Source organism: Paeniroseomonas aquatica (assembly GCF_030409335.1).
Taxonomy (GTDB): Bacteria; Pseudomonadota; Alphaproteobacteria; order Acetobacterales; family Acetobacteraceae; genus Belnapia; species Belnapia aquatica.
The window spans coordinates 122,748-144,064 of record NZ_JAUFPN010000147.1 but is presented as its reverse complement, the minus strand read 5'-3'; the positions used below and the strand labels follow the sequence as shown (position 1 = coordinate 144,064).

Genomic DNA, 21,317 nt, shown 5'->3' with positions numbered 1-21,317 from the left:
CCTTTGGTGGGGTAGTTTGAAGGGGCAACGCCCCTTCAACCTTCATCGTCCCACCGCATACCCCTGCATCCCCCGCGGATTGGCCCCGGCGAAGATCTGCCCATCCGCCTCCAGCCGCGCCCCGGTCAGCCGGCCCTCGGACCACTCGCCGCCCATCTCCGCGCCATGACCGCGCGCCGTGAGCTCCGCCAGCACCTCCGGCGCATAGCGGCCTTCCAGCACCAGCTTCCCCGGTTTGGCGCCGCGCGGCCAGAAGCTGCTGATCCAGTGTTCGCTGTGGAAGCTCGGCAGGTCGATGGCCTGCTGGATGCCGAAGCGGTGGTCGATCATCCGCGTCAGCATGATGGGCTGCCACTGGTCCTGCTGCTCGCCGCCCGGGGTGCCGAAGCTGAGCCAGGGGCGGCCGTCGCGCAGCACCATGCTGGGCGAGAGGGTGGTGCGCGGCCGCTTGCCGGGCCTGAGGCCGTTGGGCAGGCTCTCGTCCAGCCAGAACATCTGGCAGCGGGAGCCGAGGCAGAAGCCCAGGCCCGGGATGGCCGGCGAGGATTGCAGCCAGCCGGCGGAGGGTGTGGCCGAGACGAAATTGCCCCAGCGGTCGATGACGTCGATGTGGCAGGTATCGCCGCCCGAGGCGCCGAGGCGGGAGACGGTGGGCTCGCCGGTGCCGGCGGCCATGGCCAGCGCGCCGGAGCGGGCGATGGCGGCCGCGTAGTCGGTGCGGGGGGCGATGCCGTCCGGGCTGCCGGGGCGGAAGTCGTTGTTGGCCTCGCGGCCGATCAGGGCGCGGCGGGCTTCCGTGTAGGCGGCCGAGAGCAGCGTCGCCATGGGCACGTCGGTGAAGTCCGGGTCGCCGTAAAAGGCCTCGCGGTCGGCGAAGGCGAGCTTCATGGCCTCGGTGACGGTATGGGCATAGTCGGCGCCGACCGGGTCCATGGCGGCGAGGTCGAAGCCTTCGAGCAGGGCGAGCGCCTGGAGCATGGCGGGGCCCTGGCTCCAGGGGCCGCATTTCAGGACGGTATGGCCGCGGTAGTCGTGGGTCAGCGGCGCCTCGGTGCCGGCGCGCCAGCCGGCCATGTCCTGCCCGGTCAGCAGGCTGGTGTGCTTGCGGCCGGAGGTGTCGAGTGCCGCGAATTCGCGGCCGAACCTGTCGATCGCCTCGGCGACGAAGCCGCCGTACCAGATGTTGCGGGCGGCCTCGATCTGGCCCTCGCGGTCGCCGCTGGCGGCCTCGGCCTCCCGCACCACCCGGGCATAGGTCTCGGCCAGCTCGGGGTTGGTGTAGAGCGCGCCCGGGGTGATGCCGCGCAGCCAGAGGGCGGCCGAGGTCGGCCAATGGGTCTCGAACAGCGGGCGGACCGTCTCGATCGTGGCGGCGACCCGGCCGACCACATGGGCGCCGCGGCTGGCATAGCCGATGGCGTAGTCGAGGACGTCGCGCAGGCGCCAGGTGCCGTGGTCGCGCAGCATCAGCGCCCAGGCATCGAAGGCGCCGGGGATCGGGGCGCAGAGGAAGCCGGTGCCGGGGACGATGTCGAGGCCGAGCTCGCCCTTCAGCTTGGCGACCGTCAGCGCGGCCGGCGCCGGGCCCTGGCCGCAGATCACGCTCTGGGCGCCGGTCCTGGCGCTGTGCAGGATGATCGGGCAGTCGCCGCCGGGGCCGTTCAGGTGCGGCTCGACGATCTGCAGGGTGAAGCCGGCGGCGGCTGCCGCATCGAAGGCATTGCCGCCGCGCTCCAGCACCGACATGCCGACCTGGGAGGCGATCCAGTGGGTGGTGGCGACGGCGCCGAAGGTGCCGGCGATCTCGGGGCGGGTCGTGAACATTGGATGCCGGTCTCCGTGGGGCGTTGCCTGCGGTGATAGGGGCAGGCAGAGAGGCACCGGTCAATCCGGAAGAGCGCGGGATGCTGGTGGCGGTGGTGGGTCCCTCGGGGGCGGGGAAGGATACGCTGATGGCGGGGGCGCGGGCGGCCCTCGCCGACGACCCGCGCTTCCGCTTCGTCCGGCGCGCCATCACCCGCCCGGCCGAGGCCGGGGGCGAGGACCACCGGGCGCTGGACCGCGCGGGCTTCGCGGCCGAGCGGGCGGCGGGCGGCTTCGCCCTGTGGTGGGAGGCGCATGGGCTGCTCTACGGCATCCCGGCGGACCTCGACGCGCGCCAGGCGAGCATCGCCAACCTCTCCCGCGGCGTCCTGGCCGAGGCGGCGGCGCGCTTCCCGCTGCGGGTGCTGGAGATCACCGCCCCGCCGGAGGTGCTGGCGGCGCGGCTGGCGGCGCGGGGGCGGGAGGATGCGGCGGATGTCGCGGCGCGGCTGGCGCGCCAGGTCGGGCTGCCGCCGGGGCTGCGGGTGGTACGGGTGCTGAACGACGGGCCGGTGGAGCAGGGCGTGGCGCGGGTGGTGGCCGCGCTGCGCGGCCTCAACCCCGGCTGAGCGCCGCCACGACGGCCGCGCAGAAGGCCAGGCGCTCGGCCTTGCGGTCGATGCCATCGGTGACATGCGGCGGCTGCGGCCAGCAGGAGAGGGTGACGATCACCACCTCCGCCGCGCGGTTGACGTAGAGCGTCTGGCCGGCGAAGCCGACCGCGACCATGGCGCCGTTCGGGTCGATCCACCAGCTGAAGCCGTAGCCGGTGGCGCCGTAGGAATTCTGCGCCGGGTCCAGGGCGAAGGCGGGGCGGGCGGCCTGCTCGACCCAGCCCATGGGCAGGATATCGCCGCCGCCCGCGAGGATGAACTGGCCGAAGCGGCCGAGGTCGCGCAGCGCCATGCCGGCGCGGCTGCCGCCGATCTCCTGCCCGCCCTCCTGGTCCAGGGTGTAGTAGGCGTCGTGCTCCATGCCCCAGCGGGACCAGATGCGCTCGGCCATGTACTCGGCCAGCGGACGGCCGGTGGCGGCGGTGAGCAGGCAGCCGAGCAGGTAGGTGTCGCCGGTATTGTAGTTGAAGCGGGTGCCCGGCGGCGCGGCGCGGCCGAGGCTGCGCAGCAGCGCGACGACGCCACCCGGCTGCCGGTCGCCCAGCGCCTTGCTGTAGCGGTTCACGTGCGAGCCGCGGTCGGCGTAATCCTCCACCCAGGCGGTGCCGGAAGACATGGTCAGCAGGTCGCGCACCGAGACGCCATCGTAGGCGGAGCCGCGCAGCGCGGGCAGGTAGCGGATGACGTCGTCCGCCAGCCCGCCGATGCGGCCTTCGCGGATGGCGGCGCCGACCAGCGTCGAGGTCATCGACTTCACCATGGACATGGTGGACCAGCGGGTCGCTTCCGTCAGGCCGAGGGCATAGCGCTCCAGCCGGATCTGGCCGCGGTGCAGCACCAGCAGCCCGGCGATATCGGTGCGTTCGACATGGGCGGCGACGTCGCCGGGGGTGAGCTCGGGGCCATAGGGAAGTGGCAGGACATGGTCGCCGCGGCGGATGGCGCGGGTCGCGAACATCCGGTCGACGTTCGCGTAGGCATGCGGCTGCCGGGTCGGCGGCAGCAGCAGGAAATCCTCGCCGCGCGGGAAGAGGTGGCGCGGCGCGGCCAGGGTCATGCCGCGCCGCGCAGCGGCAGGCGCTCGGCGATCAGGAAGGGGGCGCCGGCCTTCGCCTGGGTGAAGAGGGCGAGTTCGCTGACCAGGCGCGGCCGGGCCGGGGCATCGCCGAGGAACTCGGTGACGGCGGGCAGCACCACCGCCTTCTCCGCCGCGCTCAGGCGGCGGGTGAGGGTGACGTGGAAACGCCATTCCTCCAGCACGTGCGGATAGCCGAACCGGGTGAGCAGCGCCTCCTGCCGGGCTGTCAGGCCATGCCGGCGGCGGCGGGCCAGCTCGGCCTCGCCCGGCGGGGCACGGCAGGCATCGAGCGCCTCGACGCAGGCATCGGCCAGCGCGTGCAGGGCCGGGCAGGGGGTGGTCTCGCGCAGCGCCAGGAAGCCGTCGAGGTCGGCGACCGCCAGCGGCGGAAGCGCGAAGGGGGCGGTGCGGGCGGCCAGCGCCTCGGCGGCGGCGACGGCCTCGACCCAGCTCACCGCCAGGCGGAAGGGGGGCTTCAGGGTCGCGTGCAGGCCATAGCCGCGCGGGTCGGCGGTGAGTTCGGCGATATCCAGGCCGGGCAGGACCGGCTGGTGCATCGGGGCGCCGCTCTCGGCGTCCCGGCCGAGCCAGGCAGAGCCGAGGCGGTGCAGCGGATCGTCGTAGCCGGGAGCCCAGTAGAGGGCGAGCCGGGCCTCGGGAGCGGGGGCGCCGATCATCGGGACGCCGGGTACAACTGCATGGCTGATATCCGCGACCCGGGACGGGCCAGCCATGGATTATGCCACGCGGGCCCCGCCGCGCCAGACCTCGCGCACCACCGGAATGGCCCCGATCGCGGCCAGTCGGACGAGGTCGGCGCGGAGCCCGGCCTCGAGCCGGCCGCGATCGGCCAGCCGGGCCATGCGGGCGGGGCGGTCGGTGATCATGGCGACGGCCGCGGGCAGGCCGATGCCGGTGCCGGTCGCGGCGGTGAAGGCGGCCTCGATCAGCGCGGCGGGGACATAGTCGCTGGCCAGCGCATCCACCGCGCCGGCGGCGATCAGCTCGGTGACCGCGACATTGCCGGAATGGCTGCCGCCGCGGACGATGTTCGGCGCGCCGGCGATGATCTCGACGCCGATCTCCCGCGCCGCCTGGGCGGCGGCCAGCGTCACCGGGAATTCGCTGATGCGGATGCCGTCACGGGCGTTGCGGGCGACCTCGGCGATCTCGTCGTCGTCGTGGCTGGCCAGCGGCAGGTCGCGGTGGGCCAGCCGGTCCAGCAGCCAGCGGCGCTGCGGCTCGCGCAGCCTGGCACGGCGTTCCAGCAGCTCGGCGATGCGGGCATCAACCGCTGTGTCGCTCATCTGCTGCTGCTTCTGCCGCAGCACCCGGTAGCGGGCCATGTCGCGGTACTGGCCGATGCCCGGGGAGTGGTCCATCAGGCTGACCATGCGGACCAGCGGGTGGTCGGCCACCGATTCGACCGAGGCGACCATGTCGACCGCCGGCAGCTCGCAGCGGAGGTGGAGGAAATGGTCGGACTTCAGCAGCCCGGTCGGGACCAGGGCGGTGAGGTCGGCGACGCCTTCGCGGAAGGTCTGCACCCGGCCGGGGTCGAAGCCGAGGTCGCCGAGGCAGAGCGCGTCGAAGACCGTGGTGACGCCGGCCGCGGCGCATTGCGCGTCATGCGCCAGCAGGGCGGAGCGGCTCGGCCAGCGGGCATTGGCGCGGGGCTGGACCTGGCGTTCCAGGTTGTCGGTATGGACATCGACCACCCCGGGGATGAGGTGGTCGCCGCCGCAGTCGACGGCGCCGGGCAGGCTGCTGCGGCCGGGCTGGACCTCGGCGATCAGCCCGTCGCGGATGACGATCGTGCCGGCGACGACCGCATCGGGCAGGACCAGCATTGCGTTGGTGAGGATGGTCTCGGACATCAGGCGGCGGCCGGCATGGGAAGGACCTCGAACAGGCGGTCGGCGACGCGGTCGCGGACCTCGGTGTCATGGAAGATGCCGATGATGGCGGTGCCGGCAAGCTTGGCGGCCTCGATCAGGCCGATGACCACCTCCCGGTTGGCGGCATCGAGGCTGGCGGTGGGCTCGTCGAGCAGCAGTACGGGATAGCCCGGCGCGAAGCCGCGCGCGAGGTTCACCCGCTGCTGCTCGCCGCCGGAGAAGGTGGCCGGCGGCAGGCCGTGCAGCCTGGCCGGCAGGTTGAGCCGGAGCAGCAGGGCGCGGGCCGCGGCCAGCGCCGCCTCGCGCGGGGTGCCGCGGGCGATCAGCGGCTCGGCGACGATCTCGAGCGTCGGGACGCGGGGGATGACGCGGAGGAACTGCGAGACGTAGCCCAGCGTCTCGCGGCGGATCGCCCGTACCGCCCGGGCATCGGCGGCGGCAAGGTCGAGGATCTCGCCCTGGTGGCGCAGCAGGATGCGGCCCTCGCCGGCGCCGTAGTTGCCGTAGAGGCAGCGCATCAGCGTCGACTTGCCGGCGCCGGAGGGGCCGGAGAGCGCCACGCATTCGCCGGGGGCGACGCCGAGGTCGACCCCGCCGAGCACGGGGATGCGGGTGCCGCCCTGGAGGTGGAGGGTGAAGGCCTTGCCGAGGCCCTCGGTGCGGATCGACCAGCTCATGCCCATGGTCATGCCGCCAGCACCGAGGCGACCAGCAGCTGGGTATATTCGTGCTGCGGGTCGTCCAGCACCCGGTCGGTCAGCCCCTGCTCCACCACGCGGCCGTGGCGCATCACCAGCAGCCGGTGCGCCAGCAGCCGGGCTGCGGCGATGTCGTGGGTGACGATCAGCACCGCGAGGCCGAGGTCGGCGACCAGGCCGCGGATCATGTCGAGCAGCTTGGCCTGGACCGAGACATCGAGGCCGCCGGTCGGCTCGTCCATGAAGACCAGCCGGGGGTGGGTGACCAGGGTGCGGGCGATCTGCAGCCGCTGCTGCATGCCGCCCGAGAATTTGTCCGGCATGCCATCGATCCGTTCCGGGTCGATCTCGACGCGCTGCAGCCAGGCCGTAGCCTCGGCCCGGATGCCGCCGTAGTGGCGGGCACCGACCGCCATCAGCCGCTCGCCGATGTTGCCGCCCGCCGAGACGCGCATGCGCAGCCCGTCGCGCGGGTTCTGGTGGACGAAGCCCCAGTCGCTGCGGTGCAGCCGGCGCATGGCGGCCTCGCCCATGTCGTGGACCGAATGCACCGCACCGGCGGGGTCGCGGTAGCGGACGGTGCCGGCCTCGGGGCGCATCAGCCCCGAGAGGACGCGGAGCAGGGTGGTCTTGCCCGACCCCGATTCGCCGACGATGGCGACCACCTCGCCGGGGTGGATCTCGAGCGCCACGTCATCGAGCGCGGCGATGGCGCCGAAGCGGAGCGACAGGCCGGAGGCCTGCAGCAGCGGGGCGCTCATTCCGCGGCCTCCCGGTGGGACTGGCGGGTGCCGCAGTAGTCGGTGTCGGAACAGACGAACATGCGCCCCCCCTGGTCGTCGACCACCACCTCGTCGAGGTAGCTCTCGCGGCTCTGGCACAGCGCGCAGGCGGCATCGGCGCGGACCGGCACGAAGGGATGGTCCTCGAAGTCGAGGCTGCGGACGCTGGTATAGGGCGGCACCGCGTAGATCCGCTTCTCCCGCCCAGCGCCGAACAGCTGCAGCGCCGGCATGCGGTCCATCTTCGGGTTGTCGAAGGCCGGGATCGGCGAGGGCGACATCAGGTAGCGGCCACCGACCAGGACGGGATAGCCGTAGCTGATGGCGACATGGCCGTGCCGGGCGATGTCCTCGTAGAGTTTGACATGCATCAGCCCGTAGTCGGCCAGCGCATGCATGCGCCGGGTCTCGGCGAGGCGGGGTTCCAGGCGGAACAGCGGCTCGGGCATCGGCACCTGGTAGACCAGGATCTGGCCCTGGCGCAGCGGCGTCTCGGGGATCCGGTGGCGGGTCTGGATGATGCTGGCCTCGCCGGTGCGCTCGGTGGTGGCGACGCCCGTCACCTTGGCGAAGAAGCGGCGGATGGAGACGGCGTTGGTGGTGTCGTCGGCGCCCTGGTCGATCACCTTCAGCGTATCGGCGGTGCCGATGATGCTGGCGGTGACGGCGATGCCGCCGGTGCCCCAGCCATAGGGCAGCGGCATCTCCCGCGCCCCGAAGGGCACCTGGTGGCCGGGGATGGCGACCGCCTTCAGGATGGCGCGGCGGATCATCCGCTTGGTGTTCTCGTCGAGGTAGCCGAAATTGTAGCCGAGCGCGGTCATTCCGCGGCCTCCCGCTGGCCCGCCATCTGGGCGGTCGCGCGCAGCTCGCGCAGCTTCTCCAGCTCGGACTGGAAGTCGACGTAATGCGGCAGCTTGAGGTGCTCGACGAAGCCGGTCGCCTCGACGTTGTCGCAGTGCAGCAGCACGAATTCCTGCACCTGCGCCGGGGCGTCGACCGCCTCGCCCAGCTCCTCCGCCCGCAGGGCGCGGTCGACCAGCGCCATGGCCATGGATTTGCGCTCGCCATGGCCGAAGACCAGGCCGTAGCCGCGGGTGAACTGCGGCGGCTCGGTCTTCGAGCCCGCGAACTGGTTCACCATCTGGCATTCGGTGACGGTGATCTCGCCGAGCTCGATGGCGAAGCCCAGCTCGGGCGGGGCGAATTCGACTGTCACGGCGCCCATGCGGATCTCGCCGACGAAGGGATGGGCGTTGCCGTAGCCGCGTTGGGTGGAATAGCCGAGCGAGAGCAGGAAGCCCTCGTCGCCGCGGGCCAACGCCTGCAGCCGCAGGGCCCGGTCGGCGGGGAAGGCCAGCGGCTCGCGCGTCAGGTCGCCGGGCTCGGCCTCGGAGGCGGGCTCGGGCGCCATCAGCCCTTCGGCGGCGAGGATGCCGGTGACGCGCGGCATGGTCGCCTCCGCCGCCGCGGCGCGCGGCGCGGGCGGCGGCGGCGCGCCCTCGGCCGCGAGGGCGAAGTCGAGCAGCCGGTGGGTGTAATCGAAGGTGGGGCCCAGCACCTGGCCGCCGGGCAGCTCCTTGTAGGTGGCGCTGATCCGCCGCCGGATGCGCATGGCGCCGGTGTCGAGCGGCTCGCTGGCGCCGAAGCGGGCCAGGGTGGTGCGATAGGCCCGCAGCAGGAAGGCCGCCTCGATCAGGTCGCCGCGCGACTGCTTGATGGCCAGCGCGGCGAGGCCGCGGTCGTGGCAGGCGCCCTCGGCCATGACGCGGTCGACCGCGAGGCCGAGTTGCGCCTCGATCTGCGCCAGCGAGAGTTCGGCCAGCGCGGGGTCGCCGCGGCGTTCCTCGGCAAGCCAGGCATGGGCGGCCTCGATGGCGCGCTCCCCGCCCTTGACGGCGACATAGGCCATTACCGCGTCTCCTCGAGGCGGGTGGTGCGCGGCAGCGCGGCGAGGCTGTCCCCGGCGCAGAGGACGAGATCGACGCCGCGCGGGAAGCGGGCGGCATTGGCGGCCCAGGCGGCGGCGAAGCCGGCGGGCAGGCCGGCGGCATGCAGGCGGTGGGTGGTCTCGATGCCGGGGCCGCTCAGGGTCCAGCCGGCGCCGGCCTCGAGCGCCGCGACCTGCAGGACGAGGGTGGCGGAGCGGTGCGGCTCCTCCTCGGTGCCGGCGTCCGGCAGCGCGAGGTCGGGCGGCGATGCGGTGGCCAGCAGGAAGCTGGCGGCGGCGGGGTCGGCGACCAGCGGGCAGCCGGCGTGGAAGCGGAGCCAGGCCTCGGCCGCCGGGCCGGCGTCGGTCCAGACCGGGGTATCGGCATCGGCCAGGGTCAGGATCGCGGCGGCGGCGGCCGGGGCGAGCGGCGCCGGCGCCTCGGGCAGCGCGGTGAGGGTCTGGATCAGGCCGGGGCGGGACATCGCCTCAAGCAGGGCGCGGAAGCAGGACTGCGCGGCGGGGACCGGCGCGGCGAAGCCGGGGGTGAGCCCGGGGCTGGGGTCGGCGGCGGTCATCGCATGGTCGCCATGGTGAAGAACTCCACGCGGGTGGCGGCGGCGCGGGCGGCATCGGCGGCCCGGCGCGCGGCCTGGGCCGCGGCCAGCGGCTCGATCACCGCGGCGAGCAGGGCGGGGCGCCGGCCGGCATCCTGGAGCGCCGCGTCCAGCACCGCGGCGAGCTCCGCCTGGGCGGAGTCGCGGCCGGTGGCATAGGCGTGCCCCACCGTGCCATCCTGCAGGCGTATGCTGCAGCGCGTCACGGTGATCTCGCCGAGGTTGAAGGGGGCGCCGTCGCCGCCCTGGCGGCCGCGGGCCATGACCAGCCCGGTCTCCGGCCCGCGCAGCCGGGTATGCGGCGGCAGGGGCGGGGCCTCGGCCAGGCGGGTCCGCAGCGTGGCGGCATCGGCGCGGGCCAGGACGCCCATCCAGCGCCGGCGGGCGGCCGTGGGATCCGGTTCGGTCGGGGTGGTCGGCATCGGGACATGATAAAGTCTAGACAAGCGGACGTCCAGCTCATTAAGTTCGCCGCAAAATCGCATGGCGGCGCAATTCCATGGTTGAAGCTTTCATGAAACCTGCCGGCACGGCCTCCGCGGCGCTGGCGCGTGGCCAGGGCATCGCGCTGTGGCGCCAGATCGCCGCGGCGATGGAGACGGACATCGGCGCCGGCAAGCTCGGCCCCGGCGCCCGGCTGCCGACCGAGGCGGAGCTCTCGGCCCGCTTCGCGGTCAACCGCCACACCGTCCGCCGCGCCATGGAGGAGCTGGAAGGCCGCGGCCTGGTGCGGATCGAGCAGGGCCGCGGCAGCTTCGTCGCCGAGGACGTGCTGGACTACCCGGTCGGGCCGCGCACCCGCTTCTCCGAGACCATCCGCCGGCAGAACCGCGAGCCGCAGGGGCGGATGGTGCGGATCGAGGAGCTGCCGGCCGAGGCGGGGGTCGCCGAGACGCTGAAGCTGCGCCGCGGCCGGCCGGTGGTGTTGGCGGAGCGGCTGGGGCTGGTCGACGGCCGGCCGGTGGTGCTCGGCAGCCACTGGTTCTCCGCCGCGCGCTTCCCCGGCATCGCCGCGCTGCTGGCCGAGGATCCCTCGGTCACCCGGGCGCTGGCCTTGCTCGGGGTGCCGGACTACCGCCGGCAGGTGACCCGCATCACCGCCCGCATGCCGACGCCGGAGGAGGCCGCGCTGCTGGAGCAGTCCCGCACCCGGCCGGTGCTGGTGACCGAGGCGGTGAACGTCGATCCCGAGGGCCAGCCGGTCGAGGTCAGCTTCGCCTGCTACGCGGCCGGGCGCATGCAGATCGTGGTGGAGAGCTGAGCATGGCCTGGCTGCTGCAGGGCGGCGAGGTGCTGCGCGACGGCGCCCTCGGGCGCGGCGACCTGGCGCTCGACGGGGGGATGGTCGCCGCCACCGCGCCGGCCGCCGCGCGGCGGCTCGATGCCGCCGGGCTGCTGGTGCTGCCGGGGCTGGTCGACCTCCATGGCGACGCCCATGAGCGCGGGCTGCAGCCGCGGCCGGGAATCGGCTTCCCGCCGGCGCTGGCGCTGCGGGACAGCGCGGCGCAGCTGCTGGCCTCCGGCATCACCACGGCCTTCCTCGGCGTCACCCTGTCCTGGGAGCCGGGGCTGCGGTCCCTGGCGACCTGGCGGGCGCTGCTGGCGGCGCTGGCGGCGGCGCGGCCGCATCCGCTGGACCTGCGGGTGCACCTCCGCTTCGAGGCGGACAACCTCGAGGCGCTGGAGGAGGCGCTGGCGGATATCGCCGCCGGGCGGGTGCACCTGCTCGGCTTCAACGACCACACCCCGTCGATCCTGAAGAAGCTGGGGAATGCGAAGGAGGTGGCGAAATACGCCGGGCGGGCCGGGATGGGGGCGGAGGAATTCCGCGCCCTCGTCGAGGCGGTGGCGGCCCGGCGGGGCGAGGTGCCGGCGGCCCGGGCGCGGCTGGCGGCGGCGGCCGCGGCTGCCGGCATCCCGATGCTCAGCCACGACGACGCCAGCCTCGAGGACCGCGCCTGCTTCCGCGGGCTCGGCGCGCGGCTCTGCGAATTCCCGATGGCCGAGGCGGTGGCGGCCGAAGCGCGGGCGCAGGGCGAGCATGTGGTCATGGGGGCGCCGAACGTGGTGCGCGGCGGCAGCCACCTCGGCTGGGCCAGCGCCGCGCCGCTGGCCGAGCGCGGCCTGGTGACGGTGCTGGCGAGCGACTACCACTGGCCGGCGCTGCTGGCGGCGCCCTTCGCCATGGCGGCCCGTGGGCGGCTGGGGCTGGCCGAGGCCTGGGCGCTGGTCTCGGCCAACCCGGCGGCGGCGGCCGGGCTGCGCGACCGCGGCGCGCTGGCGCCGGGGCTGCGGGGCGATGCGGTGCTGGTCGATCCGGCCGGGCCGGCGGTGGTCGCGGTCTTCTGCGCCGGGGAGGCGGCGCTGCTGACGGCGGCGGCGGTCGCGCGGCTGGGCTAGCCCGGCCGGTCAGTCCAGCGGCGGGCTCCAGGTGAAGCGCCGCAGGTCCAGGCCGCAGAGTCCCACCACCCCCCAATGCGCGGCATAGGCGCGGATCTGGGGCAGGTAGGCCGGGTCCTCCGGGATGGCGGCCGGCCAGAACGGCGGGTTGAAGGTCGAGATGCCGTTGATGGTCGGCAGGTGCAGCACCGCGGCGATGAGCATCGCCTCGGTGTTGTGGTTGTAGGGATCGGCGACCGCCTCGCCGAAGCGGCTGCCGGTGCGGGCGGCGGAGACATAGAAGGCGCGGCACTCCGCCGGGGCCGGCGGGATGGCGGCGAGGCGCCCGGCCTCCTCGGTGCGGTCGAGGAAGAGCGGTGCATAGGCATTGGCCTGCTCGGCCAGCAGCAGGGCGCAGAGCAGCGCCAGGGCGGCGCGGGGCAGGCGGCGCGCCTCGGCCGCCAGCAGCGTGACCGCGAGCAGCACCACCGGCAGGGTCAGGAAGATCTGGTAGCGGGCGACCACCCGGGCGGCCTTGGCGCCGGGGAGGACCCGATAGACCAGGGACCAGGGCGTGATGCCCCCGACCTGGAGCGTGAGCGCCCAGGTGACCAGCGTCGCCAGCGCCAGGGCGCGCAGCAGGGCGACCCGGGCCGGGGGCTGCTCGCCGCCGCCGCGCCAGAGCCAGGCCAGCGCCGCGGCGAAGACCAGCAGCAGCAGCGGCGGCAGGCCGGTCATCCGCTCCGACCAGGCGGGGAAGCCGGGGCGGAAGGTCTCGTTCGCCAGGCGCACCAGCCAGCCCCAGAGGTAGTTCCGCTCGCCGACGTGGAAGGTGTCGAGCGGGCCGGGGACGTGGCGGAGGACATCGGCCCAGGGATGCATCCCGGTCTCGGCCGCCTTGGGCAGATAGAGGCTGAGGAAGGGCAGCTCGGCGACGACGGCCAGGAGGGCGATCGCCAGCAGCGGCAGCGCCTGGGCGCGGGCCGCCGCGCCGAGGCGGCGCCGGGCCGGGCGGCCGGCGACCAGCAGCCAGGCCGGCAGCGCCGCGGCGCAGAAGAAGGCGAGGTACCAGGCCATGTAGAAGCCGGTCAGCAGGCAGGCGGCGAAGCCCAGCGCGAGGCCCGCGCCCCAGCCGAGCAGCGCGGCGCGGCGCCCATCGATCAGCGATCGCAGCATCCCGTGGATCAGCAGCGCCAGCACCGGGACGAAGCCGATGCTGAAGAGCTGCGCATGGCTGCCGCGGATGAAGAGGTTGTTGCTGATGGTGAAGAGCACCGCCGCCAGCACCGCCCAGCCGGGGGCCAGCCCCAGTGCCCGCCGCGCCAGGGCATAGGTGGCGGCGAAGCCGATGGCGCGGGTGCTGGCATTGACCAGCTCCCCGCTCAGGAAGGGGTCGGCGCCGAGGCCGCGGAAGCCGGCATGCAGCAGGCCGAACAGCAGGTAGCCGTCGTTGTACCCGAGGGTGCCGGGGACCGGGTGGAAGTAGTCGGTCAGGTTCCAGGGCGACAGGCCGCGCAGCACATTGGCCCAGTGCTCGAGGATGGCGAGCTCGATGACCGCGTCGTGGCGGTCGCCCAGCAGCAGGGTGAAGCCGTTGCCGAGCTGGTTGCGGAAGAAGAAGGCAACCGCGAGGGCCCCGGCGAGCGCGACCAGCAGGCGGCGGCTCACGCCCGGGCGCCCGCGAGTCGGCCCTGCCACAGGCAGAGCAGCGGCGTCACCACCAGCTCCATCCCGAGCGCCGCCAGCATCGGGCCGCCGGGGTCGCCGTGCAGGATCAGCCCGAGCAGCCGGGCCAGGCCGCCGAGCACCACGACGGCGGTCAGCAGGCGGAAGCGCGCGGTATGGCGGGCCGGGTCGGGCAGGGTGCTCCAGAAGCCGAGGCCGAGGCCGAGCAGCAGGCCGGAGAGGTAGCGGAAATGGCTGTCGGCGGCGGCCGCGGCGGCGGGGCTGGCGACGCTGGCCGGCTCCAGCATCGCCGGGCCCAGCAGCGCCCCGGCCAGCCCGGCCGAGACCGGGACCAGGCCGCCGAGGGCGATGGCGAGGCGGAGCCCGGACAGCGGGCTCATGCCTGGGCCGGAGGGGCAGGGGGCCGCCGTCGGGGGATGCTCATGCGGCAGCGATAGGGCGGCGGCCGGGTCCGGCGCAAGCCGGGGCGGGGGATTCATCAGTCGCTCACTCTTCCACCGCAGAGTGAGGCGGCCCGCAACGGCCCGGATGGCGGAGGATCGTCGCCCTGGAAGGAATCAGTCCATGCCGTCCAGCCCCAGGACCCTGTCAGGCGGAGGCTGCGGCGGGACCGGGATGATAGGAAGAAGCCTCGCTGGCTCCGGCGGTTGGATTCGAACCAACGACCAACGGATTAACAGTCCGCTGCGCTACCGCTGCGCCACACCGGATCAGCCGCGAGGCGGCGCCTATAGCAGGGCGCCGCTGCTGGTGGAAGCCCGAAACGGGGGCTGCCGCAAATCGGGGCGTCTCTGGAGGTCCGGGGCGGAATTGAACCGCCGTAGCAGGTTTTGCAGACCTGTGCCTAACCACTCGGCCACCGGACCGTCCGGGGAATCCCCATGCGGTGCGCCTCTATCGGGCCAGTGGCGCGGCAGGTCAAGCGGTGCGGAGGGCCTCGGCGGCGCTGCGCTGCAACAGGGCGGCTTGGCGGCATGGCAGGGCGGACCCTATAACCGCCGCGGACCGCGACGGGCCGGCGCTGCGGCGCCCGTCCCCCGCTGCGGCCTGCGCGCGGGCCGGCCGGCCCCATGGTGTGCCGGCAGGACCGCCTCGCCCATCACCCCGGGCAAGGGTCCAGGGGGCGTTCGGAGGTTGTGGCTTCATGGACTACGCGGATGCGCGCAAGCGCATGGTGGATGGACAGCTCCGCCCCAACAAGGTGACCGACCTGCGGCTGCTCGAGGCCATGCGGGAGCTGCCGCGGGAGAGCTTCCTGCCGCCCGCCGTGCAGGCCCGCGCCTATACCGACGAGGAGGTGCCGCTGCCCGGCGGGCGCGCCCTGCTCGAGCCGATGATCCTGGCGCGGCTGCTCCAGCTCGCCGCGGTGCGGCCGGGCGACCGGGCGCTGGTGCTGGGTGCCGGCACCGGCTACGGCGCCGCGGTGCTGGCGCGCATGGGCGCGCGCGTCACCGCGGTCGAGTCCGACGCGGCGCTGCTGGCGGTCGCCCGGGTGGCGCTGCCGGCCTGCCTGCCGGCCGGTGCGGTGCGGCTCGAGGCCGCCAGCCCGGCGGCGGGCTTCGCCGGCTCGGCGCCCTACGACGTGGTGCTGATCGAGGGCGAGGTGCCGGAGGTCCCGCCGGCGCTGGCCAAGCAGCTGGCCGAGGGCGGCCGGCTGGTCGGCGTCATCGGCGACGGCCGGCGGAACGGCCGGGCGGTGCTCGGCCAGAAGCTGGGCGGCAGCTTCACCACCAGCGCCGTCTTCGACTGCGCCGCGGCGCCGCTGCCGGCCTTCGCCCGCAGCGTGGGTTTCGTTTTCTAGGCTCGTACCACCCGGGGCCGACGCTGCCGGCCGGGCCGGCAGCTTCGGCTCGCACCCGGGGGCCGACTGCTGTAGGACATTTCGGATGCCGCGCCGTAAGGATCAGGCCACGATGAAGCTGACCCGCCCCCTTTTGGCCCTGGCCACCGCCCTGCTGGCGCCGGCCGCGCTGCCGGGCCTGATGCCCTCGGCGGCGGCGCAGACCCTGCCGGATGCGCTGGCCCAGGCCTATGCGAACAACCCGACCCTGCTGGCGGCCCGGGCCCAGCTGCGCGCGGTGGACGAGAACGTGCCCCAGGCCCTGGCCGGCTGGCGGCCGACCGTCTCGATCAGCAGCAGCGCCAGCGTGCTGGATGCCTCCACCCGGAGCCGGCCGCGCGGCGCCCCGGGCGCGACCTATACGGATTCCGACCGGCAGATTTACCAGAACTCCGTCACCATCACCCAGCCGGTGTTCCGCGGCGGCCGGACGGTGGCCGGGACGCGGCGGGCGGAGAACCAGGTCCTGGCGCAGCGCGCCCGGCTGCTGGCGACCGAGCAGCAGGTGATGCAGGACACGGTGACGGCCTATGTCAACGTCATCCGCGACCAGGAATTGCTGCGGCTGAACATCAACAACGAGCAGGTGCTGACCGAGCAGCTGCGCGCGACCAACGAGCGCTTCCGGGTCGGCGAGATCACCCGGACCGACGTCGCCCAGGCGGAGTCCCGCCTCGCCGGCGCCCGCTCCAACCGCGCCCAGGCCGAGGGGACGCTGCAGATCTCGCGCTCCGTCTTCCAGCGCCTGGTCGGGCTGCCGCCGCAGAACCTGCTGGCGCCGCAGCCGCTGCGGCCGCCGGTGCTCAATGCCCAGGACGCCGCCCTGGCGGCGGCGCAGAACAACCCGAACGTGGTCGCCCTGCTGTTCGACGAGGCGGGCGCGCGGGACAACATCAACCTGCAGCTGGCGACCCTGCTGCCGCAGGTGAACGTCTCCGGCCAGACCTTCCGCAACGACGGCGCGGCCCTGCCCAATACCCGCCAGACCGGCACCCAGCTCACCGCCAGCCTGACCGTGCCGATCTACCAGGGCGGCGCCGAATACGCGGTGGTGCGGCAGGCCCGGCAGTCGGCGCAGCAGGCCCGCCAGCAGGTCGAGGACCAGCGCCGCATCGTCGGGCAGTCCGCCACCCAGGCCTGGGAGCAGCTGCAGAGCTCCAAGGCCCAGGTCGACAGCGTGCGGGCGCAGATCCGCGCCGCCGAGATCGCGCTCGACGGCGTGCAGCGGGAGGCGATCGTCGGCAGCCGCACCACCCTCGACGTGCTGAACGCCGAGCAGGAATTGCTGAACGCGCGCACCAGCCTGGTGCAGGCGCTCTCGACCGTGGTCTCGCAGTCCTATGCCCTGGCCTCGACCGTCGGCCGGCTGACGGCCGGCGACCTGGGGCTGGCGGTGGAGCCCTACGACATGCGGGCCTACTACAACGAGGTGCGCAATCGCTGGTTCGGGCTCGGCGATTATTCCGGCGTCGCGGAACGGCGCTGATGGCCGAGGACCGCCCCGCCCCGGCCGGCCCCTCGGCGCCCGCCGCCCCCGGCGGCGACCCGAGCATGGAGGATATCCTCGCCTCGATCCGGCGCATCCTGAACGAGGACGAGCCGGGCACGCCGGCCGCGGCCGCCGACCAGCCGCTGACCCTCACCGAGGACATGCTGGTGGCGGTGCCGGCGGCCGAGGCGATGCCGGCGGCGCCGGCCATGGCCGTGGAGGCCGAGCCGGTCGCCCTGCCGGCACCCGAGCCCGAGGCCGGGTTCCACTCCGTGCCCGAGGCGGGGCCGGTGTCTGAGCCGGAGCCGCCGCCACCGCCCCTGGCGCCGCCGGCCGAGGTGTTGCCGGCCGGGGCCCTGCTGGCTCCGGCGGTCGCCGCCGCGGCGAGTGCCTCGATCGGCACGCTGATGCGGGCGGTCTCGCAGGACCGCGGCGCCGGCGTGACCCGCGGCGGGCCGAGCATCGAGGACGTGGTGCGGGAGGAACTGCGGCCCCTGCTGAAGGACTGGCTCGACCAGCACCTGCCCGGCCTGGTCGAGCGGCTGGTGCGGGCCGAGATCGAGCGGGTGGTCGGCCGCGGCCTGGGCTGATCCGGGCGGCCGCGGCCGTCCCGGGCCGCTGACCCCTTGACGGGGGCGGGGCGGCAGGGGACGGATGCCGCCATGTTGGACAAGAACCTCACCCCGGCCAGCTTCGAGACCCGCCTCTACGAAGGCTGGGAGCGCTCGGGCGCCTTCGCCTGCGACCCGGCCTCGGATGCCGCGCCCTTCACCATCATGATCCCGCCGCCGAACGTCACCGGCAGCCTCCACATCGGCCATGCGCTGACCATGACCATCCAGGACACCCTGACCCGCTGGCGGCGGATGCAGGGGCGGGATGCGCTCTGGCAGCCGGGCACCGACCATGCCGGCATCGCCACCCAGATGGTGGTCGAGCGCCTGCTGGCGGCCGAGGGCCAGCCGGACCGCAAGCGGATGGGCCGCGAGGCCTTCGTCGAGCGGGTCTGGCAGTGGAAGGGAGAATCGGGCGGCACCATCACCCGCCAGCTCCGCCGCCTCGGCGCCAGCCTCGACTGGCCGCGCGAGCGCTTCACCATGGACGAGGGCCTGTCGGCGGCGGTGCGCGAGGTCTTCGTCACCCTGCACCGGCAGGGGCTGATCTACCGCGACAAGCGGCTGGTGAACTGGGACCCGAAGCTGCAGACCGCGATCTCCGACCTCGAGGTCGAGAGCCGCGAGGTGAAGGGCAGCCTCTGGCATATCCGCTACCCGGTGGAGGGCGGCGGCGAGATCACCGTCGCCACCACCCGGCCGGAGACGATGCTGGGCGATACCGCGGTCGCGGTGCACCCCTCCGACGCGCGCTTCGCCGACCTCGTCGGCAAGATGGTGCTGCTGCCGCTGACCGGGCGGCGCATTCCCATCATCGCCGACGACTACTCGGACCCGGAGAAGGGCACCGGCGCGGTGAAGATCACCCCGGCGCACGACTTCAACGACTTCGAGGTCGGCCGCCGGCACGGGCTGGCGATGCCCGCGGTGCTGGACGCCGAGGCGCGGATGGCGATCGGCGAGATCGAGGCCGAACTTGTGGCGGCCGAGGGGCTGGCCGACCCGGCGTTCGTCCGCGGGCTGGAAGGCCAGGACCGCTTCGCCGCGCGGAAGGCCATCGTGGCGAAGCTGGAGGAGCTCGGTCTGCTGGTGCGGGTCGAGCCGCATACGCACCAGGTCCCGCATGGCGACCGCGGCGGCGTGCCGCTGGAGCCCCGGCTGACGCTGCAATGGTATGCCGATGCCGCCACCCTGGCCAAGCCGGCGATCGAGGCGGTCGAGAGCGGCCGCACCCAATTCGTGCCGAAGCAGTGGGAGAACACCTTCTTCGCCTGGATGCGCGACATCCAGCCCTGGTGCGTCTCCCGCCAGCTCTGGTGGGGGCACCAGATCCCGGCCTGGTACGCGCCGGACGGGACCATCTTCGTCGAGAAGACCGAGGCCGAGGCGCAGGCGGCGGCGCGGGCGAAGTTCGGCCATGACGTCGCGCTGGAGCGCGACCCGGACGTGCTGGACACCTGGTTCAGCAGCGCGCTCTGGCCCTTCAGCACCCTCGGCTGGCCGGAGCGGACGCCGGAAGTCGCGCGCTACTACCCCGGCGACGTGCTGGTGACCGGCTTCGACATCATCTTCTTCTGGGTCGCCCGGATGATGATGATGGGGCTGCACTTCATGGGCGAGGTGCCCTTCCGCACCGTCTACATCCATGGCCTCGTCCGCGACGAGAAGGGCCAGAAGATGTCGAAGTCCAAGGGCAACGTCATGGACCCCCTGGAGCTGATCGACGCCTATGGCGCCGATGCGCTGCGCTTCACCATCTGCTCGCTGGCGGGGCCGGGGCGGGACGTGAAGCTGGGCCGCAAGCGGGTCGAGGATTTCCGCAGCTTCACCACCAAGCTGTGGAATGCCGCGCGCTTCTGCGAGATGAACGGCATCGCGCCGCAGCCGGGCTGGGACCCGGCGAGCGCGCGGGCGCCGCTCTCGCGCTGGATCCTCGATGCCGCCAATGCCGCGGTGGCCGAGGCGACGGCGGCGCTCGAGGCCTATCGCTTCGATGAATACGCCGCGGCCTGCTACCGCTTCGTCTGGGGCAGCTTCTGCGACTGGTTCCTCGAATTCGCCAAGCCGGTCTTCAACGGCCCGGATGGCGCCGAGAAGGACGAGGTCAAGGGCGCGGCGCAGCATGTGCTGGGCGTGATCCTGCGGCTGCTGCATCCGGCGATCCCCTTCGTCACCGAGGAGCTCTGGGACCGCTTCGGCTACGGCGCGGAGTGCAGCCTGATCGGCGCCGCTTGGCCCGCGGCCTCGCCGGTGGCCGAGGCCGCGGCGGCGCGCGAGGAGCTGGACTGGGTGGTGCGGCTGATCTCCGAGGTGCGCACGGTGCGGGCCGAGGTGAATGTCGCCCCCTCCATCACCACGCCGCTGCTGGTCAAGGATGCGGCACCGGAGAGCCTGGCGCGGGCCGGGCGCTGGATCGACGCCATCCGCCGGCTCGGCCGCATCACCGAGATCCAGGCGCTGGCGGGCGAGGCGCCGAAGGGCGTCATCCAGGCGGTGCTGGGCGAGGCGACGCTGATGCTGCCGCTGGCCGGCGTCATCGACCTCGGCGCCGAACGCGCCCGCCTCGCCAAGGACCGGGCCAAGGCCGAGGCCGAGGTGCGGAAGGTCGAGGCCAAATTCGGCAACGCCGATTTCGTGGCGCGGGCCAAGCCGGAGGTGATCGAGGAGAACCGCGAGCGGCTGGCGAATTTCCAGGCCGAGATCGCCCGCCTGGATGCGGCGATGGCGCGGATCGCCGGCTAGCCCGGCGTCGCCCCGCTGACCTGCACCAGCCGCCGCATGATCGGCTCCTGCGACCGGGCGTAGCTGGCGTAATCCTCGGGCCCCACCGCCCAGGGGGTCGCGCCGTTCTCGGTGAAGGTCTTCACCAGCTCCGGCCGGCGCAGCGCCTGGTGGGACAGCTCGGCCATCCGCTGCACCAGGGCGGGGGCGAGCCCCGCCGGGGCGATCATGCCGTTCCAGCTGGTAAGGTCGAAGCCGGGCAGGAACTCGGCCAGCGCCGGAACCTCGGGCAGCACCGGGCTGCGCTCCGGGCTGGTCACCGCGATCGCCCTTACCTTGCCGTCGCGGATCGCCCCGATTGGCCCGGCGAGGTTGTCGACCATCACCTGCACCTGCCCGGCCATGAGGTCGATCAGCGCCGGGGCGCCGCCGCGATACTGCACGAAGGGCATCTCGGTGCCGGTCCGCATCTTGAACATCTCGGCCGAGAGATGCGGCGTCGTGCCGGCCCCGCCGGTCGCGTAGTTGTACTTCCCCGGATTGGCCTTCAGCAGCGCGATCAACCCGGGCACGTCGCGGGCCGGCAGGTCGTTGTTGACGAAGAGGATATTGGGCTGCCGGTAGAGCCCGGTGACGAAGCTGTAGTCCCGGGCCGGGTCGTAGGGCAGGCCGGGAAAGAGCGAGGGCGCGATCGCCAGGTTGGCGACGCCGCCAAGGCCGCCGGTATAGCCGTCTGCCCGGGATTTTGCGATGGCATCGCTGCCCACCGTGCCGCCGGCGCCGGTGCGGTTCTCGACGATGAACTGCTGGCCGGTGATCGTGGTCATCGCCTGGCAGAAGACCCGGCAGAGGATGTCGTTGGCGCCGCCCGGGGCATAGAGATTGATGAAGCGGAAGGTCTGCTGCGGCCAGGGGCCGGATTGCGCCCGGGCAAGAGCAGGCAGCAGGGCAGGGGCGGCGAGGCCGGCCAGCAGGGCACGGCGGCGGAGGCGGGGATCAAGCACGCTGGGTCTCCCTCGATGCGGCTCTCTGGCCGTCTTGCCGGGCAGTCTGCCGCGCCCGGGGGCCGCGGGGCCAGCATAAAGGGCGGAAGCCTTGGCAGCCCTCG

20 protein-coding genes and 2 tRNA genes are annotated in these 21,317 nt (G+C 73.7%); 7 read left to right on the top strand and 15 right to left on the bottom strand.

The features are described 5' to 3' along the window. Nucleotides 1-42: 42 nt before the first annotated feature. Nucleotides 43-1,824, bottom strand: a complete 1,782-nt coding sequence (locus QWZ14_RS14125) for a gamma-glutamyltransferase family protein (RefSeq protein WP_290317333.1) — start codon at nt 1,822-1,824, stop codon at nt 43-45. A gap of 80 nt (nt 1,825-1,904) precedes the next feature. Here QWZ14_RS14125 and phnN point away from each other — a divergent pair, with 80 nt between their 5' ends. Then, nucleotides 1,905-2,432 carry a phosphonate metabolism protein/1,5-bisphosphokinase (PRPP-forming) PhnN gene (phnN, locus tag QWZ14_RS14120; RefSeq protein ID WP_290317332.1) on the top strand — a complete coding sequence of 176 codons (528 nt, stop codon included), beginning with the start codon at nt 1,905-1,907 and terminating at the stop codon, nt 2,430-2,432. Here phnN and QWZ14_RS14115 read toward each other — a convergent pair. From QWZ14_RS14115 to phnG, 9 genes are read right to left on the bottom strand one after another with little or no spacing between them, the layout of a single operon-like run. Further along, complete coding sequence (locus tag QWZ14_RS14115) at nt 2,419-3,534, bottom strand: serine hydrolase domain-containing protein (protein WP_290317331.1); 1,116 nt, start codon at nt 3,532-3,534, stop codon at nt 2,419-2,421. The two genes, phnN and QWZ14_RS14115, sit on opposite strands and share 14 nt — an antisense overlap. After that, entirely contained in the window at nt 3,531-4,232 is a 702-nt protein-coding gene (locus QWZ14_RS14110) for a DUF1045 domain-containing protein (RefSeq protein WP_290317330.1), read from the bottom strand. Before QWZ14_RS14110 ends, QWZ14_RS14115 begins: the two co-directional genes overlap by 4 nt. A 60-nt stretch (nt 4,233-4,292) precedes the next feature. Beyond that, nucleotides 4,293-5,432 (bottom strand): alpha-D-ribose 1-methylphosphonate 5-triphosphate diphosphatase, encoded by a 1,140-nt coding sequence (locus QWZ14_RS14105; RefSeq protein WP_290317329.1) that lies wholly within the window; start codon nt 5,430-5,432, stop codon nt 4,293-4,295. Next, a complete protein-coding gene (gene phnL, locus QWZ14_RS14100; RefSeq protein ID WP_290317328.1) occupies nt 5,432-6,130 on the bottom strand; it encodes a phosphonate C-P lyase system protein PhnL in 699 nt (232 codons plus the stop codon). Before phnL ends, QWZ14_RS14105 begins: the two co-directional genes overlap by 1 nt. Nucleotides 6,131-6,138: 8 nt before the next feature. Next, nucleotides 6,139-6,912: a phosphonate C-P lyase system protein PhnK gene (gene phnK, locus QWZ14_RS14095; RefSeq protein ID WP_290317327.1), complete on the bottom strand. Its 774-nt coding sequence runs from the start codon at nt 6,910-6,912 to the stop codon at nt 6,139-6,141. Further along, complete coding sequence (locus QWZ14_RS14090) at nt 6,909-7,757, bottom strand: alpha-D-ribose 1-methylphosphonate 5-phosphate C-P-lyase PhnJ (protein WP_290317326.1); 849 nt, start codon at nt 7,755-7,757, stop codon at nt 6,909-6,911. The genes phnK and QWZ14_RS14090 overlap by 4 nt, the downstream gene beginning before the upstream one ends. Beyond that, nucleotides 7,754-8,845 carry a carbon-phosphorus lyase complex subunit PhnI gene (locus QWZ14_RS14085; protein WP_290317325.1) on the bottom strand — a complete coding sequence of 364 codons (1,092 nt, stop codon included), beginning with the start codon at nt 8,843-8,845 and terminating at the stop codon, nt 7,754-7,756. Before QWZ14_RS14085 ends, QWZ14_RS14090 begins: the two co-directional genes overlap by 4 nt. Further along, nucleotides 8,845-9,441 (bottom strand): phosphonate C-P lyase system protein PhnH, encoded by a 597-nt coding sequence (gene phnH, locus QWZ14_RS14080; protein ID WP_290317324.1) that lies wholly within the window; start codon nt 9,439-9,441, stop codon nt 8,845-8,847. Before phnH ends, QWZ14_RS14085 begins: the two co-directional genes overlap by 1 nt. Then, the gene (phnG, locus tag QWZ14_RS14075; protein WP_290317323.1) at nt 9,438-9,902 is read right to left on the bottom strand and encodes a phosphonate C-P lyase system protein PhnG; all 465 of its coding nucleotides are present in this window, start codon (nt 9,900-9,902) and stop codon (nt 9,438-9,440) included. Before phnG ends, phnH begins: the two co-directional genes overlap by 4 nt. 92 nt (nt 9,903-9,994) lie before the next feature. Here phnG and phnF point away from each other — a divergent pair, with 92 nt between their 5' ends. After that, complete coding sequence (gene phnF, locus QWZ14_RS14070; RefSeq protein WP_290317322.1) at nt 9,995-10,741, top strand: phosphonate metabolism transcriptional regulator PhnF; 747 nt, start codon at nt 9,995-9,997, stop codon at nt 10,739-10,741. 2 nt (nt 10,742-10,743) lie between these two features. Continuing rightward, nucleotides 10,744-11,880, top strand: coding sequence for an alpha-D-ribose 1-methylphosphonate 5-triphosphate diphosphatase (locus QWZ14_RS14065; protein ID WP_290317321.1), 1,137 nt, complete (start codon nt 10,744-10,746; stop codon nt 11,878-11,880). Between the two features lie 9 nt (nt 11,881-11,889). Here the strand turns inward: QWZ14_RS14065 and QWZ14_RS14060 are convergent, their stop codons facing one another. From QWZ14_RS14060 to QWZ14_RS14045, 4 genes are all read right to left on the bottom strand, one after another. Beyond that, nucleotides 11,890-13,527 (bottom strand): hypothetical protein, encoded by a 1,638-nt coding sequence (locus tag QWZ14_RS14060; protein WP_290317320.1) that lies wholly within the window; start codon nt 13,525-13,527, stop codon nt 11,890-11,892. Continuing rightward, nucleotides 13,524-13,925, bottom strand: coding sequence for a DUF4345 domain-containing protein (locus tag QWZ14_RS14055; RefSeq protein WP_290317319.1), 402 nt, complete (start codon nt 13,923-13,925; stop codon nt 13,524-13,526). Before QWZ14_RS14055 ends, QWZ14_RS14060 begins: the two co-directional genes overlap by 4 nt. A gap of 255 nt (nt 13,926-14,180) precedes the next feature. After that, nucleotides 14,181-14,255 (bottom strand) — tRNA-Asn (locus tag QWZ14_RS14050). An 82-nt stretch (nt 14,256-14,337) separates the two neighbouring features. Next, a tRNA-Cys gene (locus tag QWZ14_RS14045) sits at nt 14,338-14,411 on the bottom strand. Nucleotides 14,412-14,689: 278 nt separating this feature from the next. Between QWZ14_RS14045 and QWZ14_RS14040 the strand changes: the two genes are divergently transcribed. The 4 genes from QWZ14_RS14040 (at nt 14,690) to QWZ14_RS14025 (ending at nt 20,230) form a co-directional block, all read left to right on the top strand. Beyond that, a complete protein-coding gene (locus QWZ14_RS14040) occupies nt 14,690-15,346 on the top strand; it encodes a protein-L-isoaspartate O-methyltransferase family protein (protein ID WP_290317318.1) in 657 nt (218 codons plus the stop codon). A gap of 112 nt (nt 15,347-15,458) precedes the next feature. Further along, the gene (locus QWZ14_RS14035) at nt 15,459-16,871 is read left to right on the top strand and encodes a TolC family outer membrane protein (RefSeq protein ID WP_290317317.1); all 1,413 of its coding nucleotides are present in this window, start codon (nt 15,459-15,461) and stop codon (nt 16,869-16,871) included. Beyond that, on the top strand, nt 16,871-17,464 hold the full coding sequence (locus tag QWZ14_RS14030) for a DUF2497 domain-containing protein (RefSeq protein WP_290317316.1): 594 nt from the start codon (nt 16,871-16,873) through the stop codon (nt 17,462-17,464). The genes QWZ14_RS14035 and QWZ14_RS14030 overlap by 1 nt, the downstream gene beginning before the upstream one ends. A 72-nt stretch (nt 17,465-17,536) precedes the next feature. Then, nucleotides 17,537-20,230: a valine--tRNA ligase gene (locus QWZ14_RS14025; RefSeq protein WP_290317315.1), complete on the top strand. Its 2,694-nt coding sequence runs from the start codon at nt 17,537-17,539 to the stop codon at nt 20,228-20,230. On the opposite strand, the gene QWZ14_RS14020 is transcribed toward QWZ14_RS14025, so the two are convergent. After that, complete coding sequence (locus tag QWZ14_RS14020; protein WP_290317314.1) at nt 20,227-21,213, bottom strand: Bug family tripartite tricarboxylate transporter substrate binding protein; 987 nt, start codon at nt 21,211-21,213, stop codon at nt 20,227-20,229. The two genes, QWZ14_RS14025 and QWZ14_RS14020, sit on opposite strands and share 4 nt — an antisense overlap. Nucleotides 21,214-21,317 lie beyond the last annotated feature (104 nt).